The organism is Pseudoalteromonas sp. XI10 (genome assembly GCF_001469895.1).
In the GTDB taxonomy this organism is placed as follows: domain Bacteria; phylum Pseudomonadota; class Gammaproteobacteria; order Enterobacterales; family Alteromonadaceae; genus Pseudoalteromonas.
This window is the reverse complement of the sequence record NZ_LOPY01000040.1, coordinates 168,076-183,185: the sequence shown is the minus strand read 5'-3', so window position 1 is coordinate 183,185 and position 15,110 is coordinate 168,076. Positions and strand designations below refer to the sequence as shown.

Genomic DNA, 15,110 nt, shown 5'->3' with positions numbered 1-15,110 from the left:
AATGAGTTATCAGGTTCTAGCAAGGAAATGGCGACCACAAACCTTTCACGAGTTAGTGGGGCAGTCTCATGTTAAACAGGCATTGGTTAATGCATTAACACAAAATAGACTCCATCATGCTTATCTCTTTACTGGAACCCGTGGGGTGGGTAAAACAACCATCGCACGTATATTCGCAAAAAGTCTCAACTGCGATAAGGGTATCTCTGCTGAGCCATGCGGACAATGTTCAAGTTGTACTGACATTGAAGCAGGCCGTTATATCGATTTGTTAGAAATCGATGCGGCATCACGTACCAAAGTAGAAGATACCCGCGAAATCCTTGATAACGTTCAATACGCACCAACACGTGGTCGTTACAAGGTATACCTAATCGATGAAGTTCACATGCTGTCAAAGCACAGTTTCAATGCATTACTTAAAACATTGGAAGAGCCGCCAGAGCATGTGAAGTTTTTATTAGCGACAACCGATCCGCAGAAACTGCCTGTGACGATTTTATCGCGTTGCTTACAGTTTAATTTAAATGCTTTGTCGCAATCAGAAATTCATGATCAGCTTGCCCATGTTCTTAATCAAGAACAGCTAAGTTTTGATGATAAATCATTGTCTATTTTAGCTAAGGCAGCCGATGGTAGTATGCGTGATGCATTGAGTCTTACAGACCAAGCAATTGCGCAAACCAATGGCAATATTAATCATCAGGCTGTGCAAACCATGCTTGGCTTGATGGATACTCAATATAGCCAAACCATGTTAGCAGCGTTATTGTGCCAAGATGGCGATGCGTTACTTCAAGAAGTAAAAGCGGTCGTTAGCCGAAACCCTAACTTTGTAGCCTTGCTCGACGATTTAATTGCCCTGACGCATCTTATTCAGCTTGTGCAACTTGTGCCTAATGCAGCGGCCCTTGATGATACTAACCGAGATTTTATTGAGCAGGTGGCACAAACCACTGATGCACAGCAGATGCAGGTGTACTACCAATTGCTATTGAATGGTAAAAAAGATTTGCAATGGGCACCCGATGCTAAACTTGGTTTTGAAATGATCATGTTGCGATTGCTTGCATTCCAGCCTACGCAATTTGCACAAAGCCAAACACCAACGAATCCCCAGCAACAGGTTAAGCCAAGTGGTGCCGGTGCACTGCGTGATATCTTGAAAAAATCAACGGCGCAACGTGAGCAAGCAGCTTCAGAGCAAGCACCAGTTGCACATAGCTCTCAGGCAACTGCTATTCCTTCAGAGCCTCAGCCAACACAAGCTGAGCCTATTCAAGCAGAACCGAATCAAGCTGCCAAGGAAGAAACGGCGCATAGTCATCAACCTGCCCAGCAAGTTGAAGCAACAGCAGAAGAGCAGCCTGATGCTGGTCAACAGCCTCAGCAATCTGTTGAAACTGCAATGGTCGCTGAAGTTCAACCAGCGCCACAACAGCAAGAGCCAAGCCACTCAGAGCAAGTACCAGCAGCTGAGTACTCATCACCAGAGTACTCTTCGCAAGATTACATGGACGATAATGATGCGCAAATGGACCCATCACTTGCTGCGCAATACGATGATGTGATGAATAGCGCCTATGATCAGGGCTTTACTGCCAATGAAGCATCTGCGCCTCAGCAACAGCAAACTGCACCTGCACAATTACAACAGCAGCAAAGTCAGGCGCAGTCGGCCATTGCTCGTATTTTACAAGATCGCAATATTTCAGGTGCCGGGCGTTTAAGTGGTGCACCAACGCAAACTAATGCTAAAGCAGAGCCACAGCCTGAAGCGAAGCCCAAAGCAGAGCCGCCAGCGCAACAAAGCACGGCCACGACCAACATTCAGCCTCAGCAGCAAGCAATGGCTGCAGAAGTAAAAAAGCCCATCCCCCAGCAAACGGGGGAGAGCAGTAATAAAGTAAAAAAAGTCGACTTTCGAGAAAAGCATCAAACAATCACCGAAAACTTAGCGCCAGAGTTACTTGAGCAGATCAATCCACAAAAAGCGCCAGAGCCAGTAGTTGAAGAAGCCAGTATTCCGATACCTGATGATTTTGAAAGCCCGATCAGCAGTATTAAATTTGCACACGAACAAGACGAATGGGCGTATTTAATTAAACGCATGGGGCTTGGTGGTCGCATGCGCCAATTTGCGCTGCATTCAATTTTTACTAAGCAGAATAATCAGCTTCACATTGAAGTTGATTCATCACAGCGCCATTTAGATAGCGCTGTGCTTAGACAAAAGCTCAATGCTGCATTAAGTGAAATTTACGGCCATAATGTAGAGCTTAGTATCGAGTTTTCTGATGGCGTAATTGATTCACCATATTTGATTCAACAAAAAATTGATGCGGGACGTCATCAACAAGCGATTGATGTAATAAATAGCGATGAAAATATAGTGCAATTTCAGCAGTTATTTAGCGCTATAATCGATGAAAACAGTATTCAGGCATTGTAATTAGTTACAATAGCCCTTATCTTCATGCCAATTAAAGTAGTTTAGAAAGAGAGACAGTTATGTTTAAAGGTGGAATGGGTAACATGATGAAGCAAGCGCAGCAAATGCAAGAGCGCATGCAAAAAGCCCAAGAAGAAATCGCAAACCTTGAAGTTGTAGGTGAAGCAGGTGCAGGCCTGGTTAAAGTAACTATGCTTGGTAACCACAATGTACGTCGTGTTGAATTAGATGAAAGCCTAATGGAAGACGACAAAGACATGATCGAAGATTTATTAGCGGCAGCGTGTAACGATGCTGTACGTCGTGTTGCTGAAGAAACTCAAGAGCGCATGAGCAAAGTTACTGGCGGTATGCAATTACCACCAGGTATGAAAATGCCATTCTAAGTGATTTTGTATGCAACTATCTCCAAGTTTAACACAGCTTATTGAAGCGCTACGATGCCAGCCGGGCATAGGTCCTAAGTCGGCACAGCGCATTGCTTTTCATTTGCTTGAGCGTGACCGTCAAGGTGGTAAACAGCTTGGTCATGCATTAACCAAGGCAATGGATGAAGTAGGGCATTGCCAATCTTGTCGTACTTTTACAGAGCAAGCGGTATGCGATATTTGTTCAAGTGTTAAACGCCAAGATAGTGGTTTATTGTGTGTGGTTGAATCACCAACTGATGTACTCGCTATTGAGCAAACTGGTCAATACCAAGGTCTTTACTTTGTTTTAATGGGTCACTTGTCGCCAATTGATGGCATAGGACCAAAAGAAATTGGCCTTGATATTCTTGAAAGCAAGTTGCAACAAGGTGGCATTAATGAGGTGATCCTCGCGACCAATCCAAGTGTTGAAGGTGAAACCACTGCCCACTACATTGCTGAGCTTTGTCATAAGTATCAGGTTGGTGCATCTCGTATTGCTCACGGTGTCCCTGTCGGTGGAGAGCTCGACTTGCTCGATGGTATGACATTGATGCACGCATTTAGCGGACGACGCGCCGTAAACCAAAACTAATACCGAAAATGGTATCAAAAGCCTGCTTTAAGCAGGCTTTTTTGTGTATAGCTCCCCAATTTAGGCGTAAATTTAATTTTTTGCCTTGAAGTTCAAAAAGCCTGCCCCATATAAAGAGTCATAGTGCAGATTAGACACTTTGTTAATTGGAGATTTACACAATGACTGCAGCACAAAAAGAAACATTAGGCTTTCAAACAGAAGTCAAACAACTATTAAACCTGATGATTCACTCTCTTTACTCTAATAAAGAGATTTTCCTACGTGAGCTTGTATCAAACGCGTCAGATGCGGCAGATAAATTACGTTTCCTTGCGCTTTCTAATGGCGATTTATACGAAAACGATGCGGAACTAAAAGTACGTATCAGTGCCGATAAAGAAGCAAACACAGTCACCATTACTGATAACGGTATTGGTATGAGCCGTGAAGATGTGATCAATTCACTAGGTACAATTGCAAAATCAGGTACCGCAGAATTTTTCCAAAACCTAACTGGTGACCAAAGCAAAGATTCACAATTGATTGGTCAATTTGGTGTTGGTTTTTATTCAGCATTTATCGTTGCTGACAAAGTAACAGTGCGTACGCGTAAAGCAGGCGAAAGCCAAGGTATTGAATGGCAATCTGCAGGTGAAGGTGAGTACACATTACAAGAGATTGATAAACCATCACGTGGTACTGAAATCGTTCTTCACCTTCGTGAAGACGAAACAGAGTTTGCTGATGAGTTCCGTTTACGTAGCATCGTCACTAAATATTCAGACCATATTTCTATTCCAGTAGAAATGTATAAAGCAGAAGTACCTGAATCAGAAGGTCCTGACGGCGAGAAAATTCCTGCACAGCCAGGCGAGTGGGAAGGTATTAACCGCGCGACAGCACTATGGACTCGTGATAAGTCAGAAGTAACAGACGAAGAGTACAAAGAGTTTTATAAGCATATCGGCCATGATTGGGAAGAGCCACTAAGCTGGGCACATAACAAGGTTGAAGGTAAAACTGAATACACTAGCCTGTTATACATCCCGAAAAAAGCACCTTTCGATTTATGGAACCGTGAACGTCAATCTGGTTTAAAACTGTATGTACAACGCGTTTTCATCATGGATGACGCTGAGCAGTTCATGCCAAGCTATTTACGTTTTGTGAAAGGTTTACTTGATTCAAACGACTTACCACTTAACGTGTCACGTGAAATCTTACAAGACAACAAAGTAACGCAAGCAATCCGCAAAGGTTGTACTTCGCGCGTACTTAAAATGCTTGAGCGTATGGCGAAAAACCGCGAAGAAGATTACCAATCTTTCTGGAACGAGTTTGGTCAGGTGTTAAAAGAAGGCCCAGCTGAAGATGCGGCTAACAAAGAAGCCATTGCTAAGCTATTGCGTTTTTCTTCTACACATACAGATGAAAGCACACAAAATGTATCGCTTGAGCAATACATTGAGCGTATGAAGCCAGAGCAAGACAAAATCTACTATGTAGTTGCTGATTCATTCGCTGCAGCGAAGAACTCACCACATTTAGAGATCTTCCGTAAGAAGGGCATCGAAGTATTGCTTCTAAGCGACCGTGTTGATGAGTGGATGATGAGCTACTTAACAGAGTTCAACGAAAAATCATTCCAGTCAATTACCCGTGGTGACTTAGATTTAGGCAACATGGATGACGAAGAAACTAAAAAAGCGCAAGAAGAGTCAGAAAAAGAAGTTGCAGGCCTAGTTGAGCGCATTAAAACTGCACTAGGTGATAACGTTAAAGACGTACGCTTTACGCACCGTCTAACTGACTCTCCTGCATGTGTTGTTGCTGATGAGCACGATATGAGCTCGCAAATGCAAAAGTTAATGGAATCAGTTGGTCAAACAGTGCCTGAGCAAAAGCCAATTTTTGAGCTTAACCCAGAGCACCAGCTTGTTAAACACTTAAACGTTGAACAAGACGAAGACAAGTTTGCCCAGTGGTCAGAAGTACTTCTAGATCAAGCATTACTGGCTGAGCGCGGTACTTTAAAAGACCCTGCAGGCTTTGTAACTCGTTTGAACAAACTTATGCTAGATTTAAGCAAATAAGCGTTTTAGCTGAATGAGTTGGAAAAGGGAGCAAGGCTCCCTTTTTTATTGCCGCTAATATAGGCAATTGGTATAAGTTACTTGAGGTATAGCCTTAGTTGTGGAAGAATTCAGGCTCTAAAAACAAAACTCCACTGATCGACCATTTTTAAGATTAGTATCACACAGAGGACAATGATATGCGCATTATTCTTTTGGGCGCGCCGGGTGCAGGTAAAGGTACTCAAGCTCAGTTTTTGATGGACAAATACGGTATTCCACAAATTTCTACGGGCGATATGCTGCGTGCAGCAATCAAAGAAGGTACACCACTTGGTCTTGAAGCTAAAAAAGTAATGGATGCAGGTCAATTAGTATCTGACGAAATTATTATCGGTCTAGTTAAAGAGCGCATTGCTAAGCCAGATTGCGAAAAAGGTTTCTTACTAGATGGTTTCCCTCGTACTATTCCTCAAGCAGATGCAATGAAAGAGAATGGCGTGGTAGTTGATCACGTTATCGAATTTGACGTTGCTGATGAAATCATCGTTGAGCGTATGGGCGGCCGTCGTGTACACCCTGGCTCTGGTCGTGTTTATCACGTTGTTTATAACCCACCTAAAGTTGATGGCAAAGATGACATCACAGGTGAAGACCTAATCATTCGTGATGACGACACTGAAGAAACAGTACGTAAGCGTTTAGGTATTTACCACGACCAAACTAAACCATTAGTTGATTACTACCAAGCTGAAGCAAAAGCAGGCAACACTCAGTACCACAAATTAGACGGTACACAAGCTGTTGAAACTGTTAGCCAACAACTTGGTGAGCTACTAGGTTAATTTACCTTTTAGAATCACAAATAAAAAACCGCCTTCGGGCGGTTTTTTTTGTGTCTGTCTCACTGCCTTCTGCTATTACAGTTTCTTTAATGCCGCAATAGCACTGTCGTAATCAGGCTCTTTTGAAAGGTTATCGACAAGCTGCTTGTAAACGATGTTATGTTCTTTATCGAGCACAAATACGGCGCGGGTTAACAAGCCCATATCTTTGATAATCAAACCGTAGTTCTTACCAAAGTCGCGCCATACTGAGTCAGATAAAGTCACTACTTTGTCTATATTCTCCGCTTTACAAAAGCGCTTCTGTGCGAACGGTAAGTCTGCGCTTAAGGTTAGCATCGCCACACTTGGGTATTCTGAAGCTACTTTTTCATTAAAGTGTTTGGTTTGAATACTACATACGCCAGTGTCTAAACTTGGCACAACGCTTAAAAGCACGGCTTGGCCTTGATAGTTGTCTAATGTGACTGGCGTAAAGCTGCCATCTACTACTTTAAAATTAGGCGCTTTTTGACCAACTTCAACACCTTGTCCTAGTAAAGTGACCGGCTTAGACTGGGCAGAAACCTTACCAGCATCTAAACTATTTTCTGATAAATCACCTGCATAACTAAACGTGCACACTGCACTTAATGCAAATATAAGTGGACGTAACATAATAAGATTCCTTCAAATTAACGCATTTAACATCAGTGTATTATACTCATGAGGTGGCTCCAAGGATTAGTACAATTTAAAATTGTAAATAACCAGTAGTTTGATTAACATGTGTTCGTGACCCTATTTTTTATATATAAAAATAAGAATAAAGTTGCTAGGCTAATTCGCGTCTAGTTAAAAAGTACGGATTTAGAGAGAGAGTATGTCAACATCGGTATTAGTTTGTGATGATTCAAAGTTAGCTCGTCGACAATTAGCGCGCTCTTTACCCGATGATTGGGATATTAAAGTTGAGTTTGCTGAAGACGGTGTTCACTGTATTGAGCAAATCAAAAAAATTCAGCCTGAAATACTTTTTCTCGATTTAAACATGCCTGAAATGGATGGCTACGAAGTACTTCAAGCCATTCAAGAACAAGACCTTCATGTTCTCACCGTGGTTGTGTCTGGCGATATTCAGCCTAACGCTCACCAACGTGTGCTTGAGTTAGGCGCTATCGACTTTATTCAAAAACCTTGCTCTGCAGAAAAGCTAGCTAATATCATCGAGCACCATGGTATTAAAGATAAAGCCATGCGTGAACGCCTTGCTAATAAGCTAGGTGAGCAAGTTGACCCTGATGTACGTGACATCTATCAAGAGCTCACAAACGTGGCTATGGGGCAAGCAGGGGACTTACTAGCGCGTCTTCTTAATGTATTCGTAAAGCTTCCTATTCCTAATGTAAATGTATTAGAGGTAAATGAGCTAGATATGGCTCTACGCTCGATTGATGCGAATGCTACGACATCCGGTGTGTGCCAAGGTTTTATCGGCGGTGGTGTATCTGGTGAAGCCTTATTACTGCTAAATGATTCAAGTTTTAAAGAAATTGCGTCACTAATGAATTACGAAGGCGAGCTTAACGATAAAGTTGAGCTTGAGCTGCTGATGGATGTCAGCAATATTCTAATTGGCGCGATTTTATCAGGGCTTTCTAAACAGCTCGATATGCGTTTTAGCCAAGGTCACCCTGTGGTGCTAGGACAGCATTGTGATGTGACCGATTTAGTAAAAGCCAATAAATCTCGCTGGCAACGAACGCTGGCGATTGAGATCAGCTATGGCATCGAAAATCATAATATTAACTGTGATTTGATGTTGCTGTTCACCGAGGACTCATTAAAAACCCTTAAGTACAAAGTAGCTTATTTATTAGAAGACTAAACTATGCCTGCAGCCGATTTTAATATGAATGAACTCCATTGGTTAATGGATATGTTTAATACCGTTGATGTAGGCCTAGTGGTGCTCGATAGAGACTACAAAGTATGCATCTGGAATGGGTTTATGGAAAACCATTCCGGCTTATTGCCAAGCGCGGTGAAAGATAAAGACCTGTTTGACTTATTTCCATCAATCGATGAAAAATGGTTTCGCAGCAAATCTGAGTCTGTGTTCATTCTAAATAATCGCTCGTTTACTATTTGGGAGCAGCAGCCGTATATTTTCCGTTTTAAGAATTACCGCCCAATTACCGGTAAAGCGGATCATATGTATCAAAATGCCACCTTTATTCCGCTGACGACGACCACAGGTGAAGTATCGCATATCTGTATCATTATCTATGATGTAACCGATGAAGCGGTGAATAAAAAAGAGCTAGAAGAAGCTAATAGCAAGCTTGAACAAATGAGCCGTACCGATGCACTTACTAAGCTCACTAACCGTGGTTATTGGGAAGAAAAGCTACGCAAAGAATATATGCGAATTGTGCGCAGTGGCGGATGTAGCAGCTTATTAATGTTTGATATTGACCACTTTAAAAAGGTCAACGATGAGCATGGCCATCGTGGCGGTGATGAGGCGCTGCGTCATATTGCAGACTTACTGCGTAAGACTCTGCGTGAAACAGATTTAGCAGGTCGCTATGGCGGTGAAGAGTTTGCGGTAACCTTGCTTGATACTGATCATGAAGGTGCGCATATCTTTGCTGAGCGACTAAGAACACTGATTGAGAACTCATCAATTTACTTTGATGGCAAACAAATTCAACTGACGGTCAGTATTGGTTTTGCGTGCTTCGACGAGAAGTTTGATCGCTACGAAAAGTGGGTTGAAGCAGCCGATAAAGCTTTATATCACTCAAAAGAAAACGGCCGTAACAAGGTCACAGCTTATACAGATTTATAAACAAACAAGGGGCAAATAAGCCCCTTTTTTATAACAATCCGATTAAGTTTGCGGGTTAACCCCAAGTGGCGGTAAAACAAGAATATCTGTTTTTAGTAGCTTCATGACTTTTTCGGCGGTATTACCAATTAAATGGCCTTTAATACCTGTATTACCTACCGAACCCATAATCACTAAGTCTGCATTTAATTTAGCTGCAACACTTGGGATCACTTGCTCAACCACACCGGCTTTGATTTTAAGCTTGTCTTTTAAGTCGTGCGCTTCGATTAAGGTACGCTGTGCTACAGGTAGCTTTTCAAAGGCGTTAATTACTTGCTCGTCTGAAAATACAATGCCTAAATCACGTAAAAACGGCGATACATGTACGGTATAACAAGCGTAAAACTCGCTGTCGTAGTCTTTAGCATAGGCTAAGCCTGCTTTGATAATTGCTTCGTTTAAACAGTATTTAGTCGCCTTTTCGCTGCCTAAATCAAGGGCTGCCAGTACATTGGTATTGTTACGCCACTTGTTATCGGCGGCCAAATAAAGCGGTAGTGGGCTAAAGCGAATAAGCTGCCAGTCTAGCTCTGTAAATTGCGTTTCTTCGTCGATGTGGCGAGTTTTAATCACCATTTCATAGCCTGACGTATCAAGCTCATTGGCTAGCCACTGCACTGGGCTCTCATGCCACAGTGTTTGCAAAGTATAGCTACCATCATCTAAATGCTCACTGATAAGTGGACCAAGTGCTGCACGGACTTTAGCGAGCTCTTTGTCTTGAATAGCGAGCGCTTCATCAGGTGGAATAGAGAATAAAATGTTATTGGTGTCTTCGTAGCTAAAAGCAACAATATCAATATGCTTCACGCCTTTGGCTTTTTGCTTTGCATGCAATATAGACGTTTTAGCATCGGCTGTAGAGTCGATGATCACCAGTATTTTTTTATTCATTTTTGGCTACTCTGTTGTGTGTCGGGTATCACTGCTTGGACATTCACCCAATAATGAAACTTCACCTGTTGCGGTTTCTTGTTCCAGTTTTACCTTAAAGCCCCATAGCCTGTAAAGGTGTTTTAACACTTCATCTTTGGATTTAGCTAACGGAATATTGTTATGCGGTACATAACGCAGAGTAAGTGAACGATCTCCTCTAATATCAACATTATAGACTTGAATATTTGGTTCGTGATTACTTAAGTTGTATTGTGCCGACAGGGTTTCACGAACCTGGTGATAGCCCATTTCATCATGGATGGCGCCGACATTGAGGGTCGGCTCTTTTTCATGATCAATAATGGTAAACAACTTAAAATCACGAATAATTTTTGGCGATAAAAACTGGCTAATAAAGCTTTCGTCTTTAAAGTTTTGCATTGCAAAATGCAGAGTTTCTAACCAATCGCTGCCGGCATACTCCGGAAACCATTTCTTGTCTTCTTCTGTTGGGTTTTCACAAATACGGCGAATATCAACCATCATGTTAAAGCCAAGAGCATAGGGGTTGATCCCTGAATAATAATTGCTGTTGTAAGGCGGTTGATACACCACATTGGTGTGACTTTGTAAAAACTCGAGCATAAAGGCATCGGTGAGCTTACCTTCGTCGTACAGGTGGTTCAAAATGGTGTAATGCCAAAACGTAGCCCAGCCCTCATTCATCACTTGAGTTTGTTTTTGTGGGTAAAAATATTGCGAAATTTTACGCACAATTCGAATTATTTCTCGTTGCCATGACTCTAGCAGCGGCGCATTTTTTTCGATGAAGTACAAAATGTTTTCTTGTGGCTCTTCTGGAAAACGGCGCTCACGCTTTTTCGACTCTTGCTGCGAAGTAGGAATTGTGCGCCACAACTCGTTGACTTGTGATTGCAAGTAGTCTTCACGTTCTTGTTGGCGTTTTTGCTCTTCAAAAAGTGAAATACGTTGCGGGCGCTTGTAACGGTCTACACCATAATTCATTAACGCATGGCATGAATCAATCAGGTTTTCGACCTCGGTAATACCGTATTTTTCTTCGCACTTGGCAATGTAATTTTTGGCAAATAATAAGTAATCGATAATTGAGCTGGCATCAGTCCAGGTTTTGAATAAGTAATTGCCTTTAAAAAATGAGTTGTGACCATAGCAGGCGTGAGCCATTACCAGGGCTTGCATTGGCAGGGTGTTTTCTTCCATTAAATAGGCAATGCAAGGATCTGAGTTAATAACAATTTCATAAGCAAGGCCCATTTGCCCACGCTTATAATTTTGCTCTGTTTGAATGAATTTTTTACCATACGACCAGTGGCTGTAGCCAATCGGCATACCCACACTCGAATAGGCATCCATCATTTGTTCAGCAGTGATCACCTCAATTTGATTGGGGTAGGTATCGAGCTTATAAATTTTCGCTACCCGTTCAATTTCAGTTTGATACTCTGTTAGTAGATCAAATGTCCAATCAGGACCGTCGCTAATACGTTCATCGGCCATACTTTACCTCACTGGCAAGGCTATGCGGCGCCTTGCTGCTGACGATTCTTTTTAAATAATTCACGGAAAATAGGGTAAATGTCCTCAACGCCACGAATGTGTTGCATGGCAAAATTGTCGTGGGTTTGCACTATTGATTGATACTCTCGCCATAAACTTTGATGAGCACGGGCAGTTATTTCGATATAGGCGTAATAGCGCACCGCCTTTAACAGTTTATTACGTAAAATTTCGCCACAGTTTGGCGAATCATCAGCCCAGTTATCGCCATCAGAGGCTTGCGCTGCGTAAATATTCCACTCTTCTGGGTTATAGCGCTCGGCGATGATTTCGTTCATCAGTTTTAATGCACTTGATACTATGGTGCCACCCGTTTCTTGAGAATAGAAAAACTCTTGCTCGTCGACTTCTTTCGCTTGGGTATGATGACGAATATAGACAACCTCTATATTTTTGTAGCTACGAGTTAAAAATTGATAAAGCAGAATATAAAAGCGTTTTGCCATGTCTTTCGTTGCTTGATCCATCGAGCCAGACACATCCATTAAACAAAACATGACAGCTTTGCTTGTTGGGTGTGGTTGCTTTTCATAATTACGAAAACGTAAGTCGTAATTATCAATAAAAGGCACTGCTTTAATGCGGTTTTGCAACTCCTCAATTTGGCGTTCAAGTAAAGCAATTGCCGCCTTGTCTGGCTGCTGCTCAGCTTGTAGCAGAGCGAGCTGACCCTCAAGCTCAGCAAGGTGACGTTTTTTGCCTGCAGTCATTGCCACTCTTCGAGCAAGCGAGCCTTGTAGTGAGCGAACAATATCAATATTGCTTGGCATGCCGTCGTTACAAAAACCAGCGCGATGGGTTTTCATTTGCACCAGTTTATCGAGCTGGTTTTGCTGCAGGTTAGGCAGCTCAAGATCTTCAAACAGTAAATCTAAGTATTCATCTTTTGAAATAGAAAATACAAAGTCGTCTTGTCCTTCACCAGAGTCACTGGCTTCACCTTCGCCGCTACCACCACCTTGACCGCCTCCTTGCGGGCGCTTGATTTTGTCGCCCGTAGAGAATTGGTCATTGCCTGGGTGGATCTGTTCACGGTCGCCACCACGTCCTTGATGAAAAATAGGCTCACTGATATCACGTTGCGGAATAGAGATACTCTCGCCGCTAGTAGTATCGGTTACGCTGCGCTTATTAATGGCATCAGATACCGCTTCTTTAATCTGTTTTTTATAACGCCTGATGAACCGTTGACGATTCAAGGTACTTTTGTTTTTTCCATTCAGGCGTCGGTCAATAAAATGCGCCATAACAACCCCCTTAAAACAAACGTTTTTTACTGCGATTTTCTAACGCGTAAATACCATTCAGAAAGTAAACGTACTTGTTTTTGGGTATAGCCTTTCTCAACCATACGATTGACAAAGTCTTCGTGTTTTTTCTGATCTTCTGCAGAGGTTTTCGCATTGAAGGAAATAACCGGCAGCAGATCTTCGGTATTTGAGAACATTTTCTTCTCAATAACCGTGCGAAGTTTTTCGTAGCTGGTCCAAAGCGGATTCTTGCCTTGGTTGTGGGCACGCGCCCGTAGTACGAAATTAACTATCTCATTACGGAAATCTTTAGGGTTTGAAATACCCGCAGGTTTTTCAATCTTCTCAAGTTCTGCGTTAAGAGCTGCACGGTCAAATAACTGGCCGGTATCTGGGTCACGGTATTCTTGATCTTGAATCCAGAAATCTGCATAAGTGACGTAACGGTCAAAGATGTTTTGCCCATATTCTGAGTAAGACTCTAAATAGGCTGTTTGTAACTCTTTACCAATAAACTCTACATACTGAGGAATGAGGTATCCTTTTAAGTGGCTTAAGTAACGCTCTTCAACATCGGCGGTAAATTGCTCACGCTCAATTTGCTGTTCAAGAACATAGAATAAGTGCACTGGGTTGGCAGCCACTTCAGTGGTATCGAAGTTAAATACCCGTGATAGAATCTTGAATGCAAATCGGGTAGAGAGCCCGGTCATGCCCTCATCTACACCCGCGTAATCGCGGTATTCTTGATACGACTTCGCTTTCGGATCAGTATCTTTTAAGCTTTCGCCGTCATACACCCGCATTTTTGAATAAATACTTGAGTTTTCTGGCTCTTTAATACGCGAAAGGGTGGTAAATTGTGCCAGTGTTTTTAATGTGCCCGGTGCGCAAGGGGCATCATGTAATTCACTGTTTTCGAGTAGTTTATTGTAAATTTTAACTTCTTCAGATACACGTAAACAATAAGGTACTTTGACGATGTAAACACGGTCTAAAAATGCTTCATTGTTTTTGTTGTTCTTAAATGTTTGCCACTCAGATTCATTTGAGTGAGCTAAAATCATGCCATTAAATGGCAGGGCACTAATGCCTTCAGTGCCGTTGTAATTGCCTTCTTGCGTTGCTGTAAGCAGTGGGTGTAGCACCTTGATTGGCGCTTTAAACATTTCCACAAACTCCATTAAGCCTTGGTTTGCTAAACAAAGTGCACCTGAGTAGGCATAGGCATCAGGGTCGTTCTGTGCAAAGTGCTCAAGCTGGCGAATATCGACTTTACCCACTAACGCTGAAATGTCTTGATTGTTTTCATCGCCGGGCTCAGTTTTTGCAATCGCAACTTGATTTAAAATTGATGGGAAGCGCTTAATCACTCTAAATTGGCTAATATCACCATTAAATTCACTTAAACGTTTTGCGGCCCAGGGTGACATCACTGTTTTTAAATAACGCGGTTTAATGCCATATTCTTTTTCTAAAAGTTCAGCGTCTTCATTTGGGTCAAATAACGCTAATGGATGGTCGTTAACAGGCGAGCCTTTGATTGAGTAAATAGGTACTTGCTGCATTAAGTACTTAAGCTTTTCAGCAATGGATGATTTACCGCCACCTACCGGACCAAGTAAATACAGTACTTGCTTACATTCTTCTAAGCCTTGCGCAGCATGTTTTAAATAAGAAACGATTTGTTCAATGGCATCTTCCATACCATAAAAATCGTGAAATGCAGGGTAGCGTGCGACTACGCGATTAGAGAACAGCCTGCTTAAGCGCGCATCGGTTGATGTGTCGATAATTTCCGGCTCACCGATGGCCATCAATAGCCGTTCAGGTGCGCTGGCATAAGCTGATTTATCCTTCTTACAGATCTCGAGAAATTCCTCAATACTGTATTCTTCTTCTTGCGCTGCTTCGTATCGTGATTGGTAATGCTCAAAAATACTCATAGAGACCTCCGAAAACCCGCTAAAATGACGTGTAATTAGATTAAGAGAAAAGCAAAGGCTAATTAAAGCTTAGTCACGATTTTGAATTTTTGCGCAAGAAAATTAAGAATTTAATTGAAAAAAGCTCATCTTGATTACGCTTTTTGGCTGAGGGCTTGGCTGCGACTTAGAAGGGGCGTGCACTGGCAATAAAAAAGACGCCGAAGCG

At 42.2% G+C, this 15,110-nt stretch carries 12 protein-coding genes; 7 read left to right on the top strand and 5 right to left on the bottom strand.

Going from position 1 to position 15,110, the window contains the following annotated elements; genetic code table 11:
- Position 1 precedes the first annotated feature (1 nt).
- The 5 genes from dnaX to adk all read left to right on the top strand — a co-directional run bounded on the left by dnaX (position 2) and on the right by adk (position 6,356).
- Positions 2-2,452 (top strand): DNA polymerase III subunit gamma/tau, encoded by a 2,451-nt coding sequence (dnaX, locus tag AUR67_RS10530; protein ID WP_058585240.1) that lies wholly within the window; start codon positions 2-4, stop codon positions 2,450-2,452.
- 59 nt (positions 2,453-2,511) lie between these two features.
- A complete protein-coding gene (locus AUR67_RS10525) occupies positions 2,512-2,838 on the top strand; it encodes a YbaB/EbfC family nucleoid-associated protein (protein WP_036967566.1) in 327 nt (108 codons plus the stop codon).
- A gap of 10 nt (positions 2,839-2,848) precedes the next feature.
- Positions 2,849-3,457, top strand: coding sequence for a recombination mediator RecR (recR, locus tag AUR67_RS10520; RefSeq protein ID WP_054551546.1), 609 nt, complete (start codon positions 2,849-2,851; stop codon positions 3,455-3,457).
- A 161-nt stretch (positions 3,458-3,618) separates the two neighbouring features.
- On the top strand, positions 3,619-5,532 hold the full coding sequence (htpG, locus tag AUR67_RS10515) for a molecular chaperone HtpG (RefSeq protein ID WP_058585239.1): 1,914 nt from the start codon (positions 3,619-3,621) through the stop codon (positions 5,530-5,532).
- A gap of 179 nt (positions 5,533-5,711) precedes the next feature.
- Positions 5,712-6,356, top strand: a complete 645-nt coding sequence (gene adk, locus AUR67_RS10510; RefSeq protein ID WP_058585238.1) for an adenylate kinase — start codon at positions 5,712-5,714, stop codon at positions 6,354-6,356.
- A gap of 75 nt (positions 6,357-6,431) precedes the next feature.
- On the opposite strand, the gene tpx is transcribed toward adk, so the two are convergent.
- Complete coding sequence (gene tpx / locus AUR67_RS10505; RefSeq protein WP_054561732.1) at positions 6,432-7,013, bottom strand: thiol peroxidase; 582 nt, start codon at positions 7,011-7,013, stop codon at positions 6,432-6,434.
- 205 nt (positions 7,014-7,218) lie between these two features.
- Between tpx and AUR67_RS10500 the strand changes: the two genes are divergently transcribed.
- Positions 7,219-8,223 carry a response regulator gene (locus AUR67_RS10500; protein ID WP_054561731.1) on the top strand — a complete coding sequence of 335 codons (1,005 nt, stop codon included), beginning with the start codon at positions 7,219-7,221 and terminating at the stop codon, positions 8,221-8,223.
- Positions 8,224-8,226: 3 nt separating this feature from the next.
- Entirely contained in the window at positions 8,227-9,189 is a 963-nt protein-coding gene (locus AUR67_RS10495) for a diguanylate cyclase (protein WP_054561730.1), read from the top strand.
- Between the two features lie 42 nt (positions 9,190-9,231).
- Here AUR67_RS10495 and AUR67_RS10490 read toward each other — a convergent pair whose 3' ends face one another.
- The 4 genes from AUR67_RS10490 to AUR67_RS10475 are packed head-to-tail and all read right to left on the bottom strand — an operon-like array spanning position 9,232 to position 14,902.
- The gene (locus tag AUR67_RS10490) at positions 9,232-10,125 is read right to left on the bottom strand and encodes a universal stress protein (protein WP_058585237.1); all 894 of its coding nucleotides are present in this window, start codon (positions 10,123-10,125) and stop codon (positions 9,232-9,234) included.
- A gap of 6 nt (positions 10,126-10,131) precedes the next feature.
- The gene (locus AUR67_RS10485) at positions 10,132-11,646 is read right to left on the bottom strand and encodes a SpoVR family protein (protein ID WP_058585236.1); all 1,515 of its coding nucleotides are present in this window, start codon (positions 11,644-11,646) and stop codon (positions 10,132-10,134) included.
- A 20-nt stretch (positions 11,647-11,666) separates the two neighbouring features.
- Positions 11,667-12,953, bottom strand: a complete 1,287-nt coding sequence (locus AUR67_RS10480) for a YeaH/YhbH family protein (RefSeq protein ID WP_054561727.1) — start codon at positions 12,951-12,953, stop codon at positions 11,667-11,669.
- A 26-nt stretch (positions 12,954-12,979) separates the two neighbouring features.
- Positions 12,980-14,902, bottom strand: coding sequence for a PrkA family serine protein kinase (locus AUR67_RS10475; protein ID WP_058585235.1), 1,923 nt, complete (start codon positions 14,900-14,902; stop codon positions 12,980-12,982).
- Positions 14,903-15,110: the final 208 nt, after the last annotated feature.

What these genes read in the sequence shown, in the direction of transcription:
- dnaX (WP_058585240.1), top strand. Translation starts at nt 2, where the DNA reads ATGAGTTATCAGGTTCTAGCAAGGAAATGGCGACCACAAACCTTTCAC.
- AUR67_RS10525 (WP_036967566.1), top strand. Translation starts at nt 2,512, where the DNA reads ATGTTTAAAGGTGGAATGGGTAACATGATGAAGCAAGCGCAGCAAATG.
- recR (WP_054551546.1), top strand. Translation starts at nt 2,849, where the DNA reads ATGCAACTATCTCCAAGTTTAACACAGCTTATTGAAGCGCTACGATGC.
- htpG (WP_058585239.1), top strand. Translation starts at nt 3,619, where the DNA reads ATGACTGCAGCACAAAAAGAAACATTAGGCTTTCAAACAGAAGTCAAA.
- adk (WP_058585238.1), top strand. Translation starts at nt 5,712, where the DNA reads ATGCGCATTATTCTTTTGGGCGCGCCGGGTGCAGGTAAAGGTACTCAA.
- tpx (WP_054561732.1), bottom strand. Translation starts at nt 7,013, where the DNA reads ATGTTACGTCCACTTATATTTGCATTAAGTGCAGTGTGCACGTTTAGT.
- AUR67_RS10500 (WP_054561731.1), top strand. Translation starts at nt 7,219, where the DNA reads ATGTCAACATCGGTATTAGTTTGTGATGATTCAAAGTTAGCTCGTCGA.
- AUR67_RS10495 (WP_054561730.1), top strand. Translation starts at nt 8,227, where the DNA reads ATGCCTGCAGCCGATTTTAATATGAATGAACTCCATTGGTTAATGGAT.
- AUR67_RS10490 (WP_058585237.1), bottom strand. Translation starts at nt 10,125, where the DNA reads ATGAATAAAAAAATACTGGTGATCATCGACTCTACAGCCGATGCTAAA.
- AUR67_RS10485 (WP_058585236.1), bottom strand. Translation starts at nt 11,646, where the DNA reads ATGGCCGATGAACGTATTAGCGACGGTCCTGATTGGACATTTGATCTA.
- AUR67_RS10480 (WP_054561727.1), bottom strand. Translation starts at nt 12,953, where the DNA reads ATGGCGCATTTTATTGACCGACGCCTGAATGGAAAAAACAAAAGTACC.
- AUR67_RS10475 (WP_058585235.1), bottom strand. Translation starts at nt 14,902, where the DNA reads ATGAGTATTTTTGAGCATTACCAATCACGATACGAAGCAGCGCAAGAA.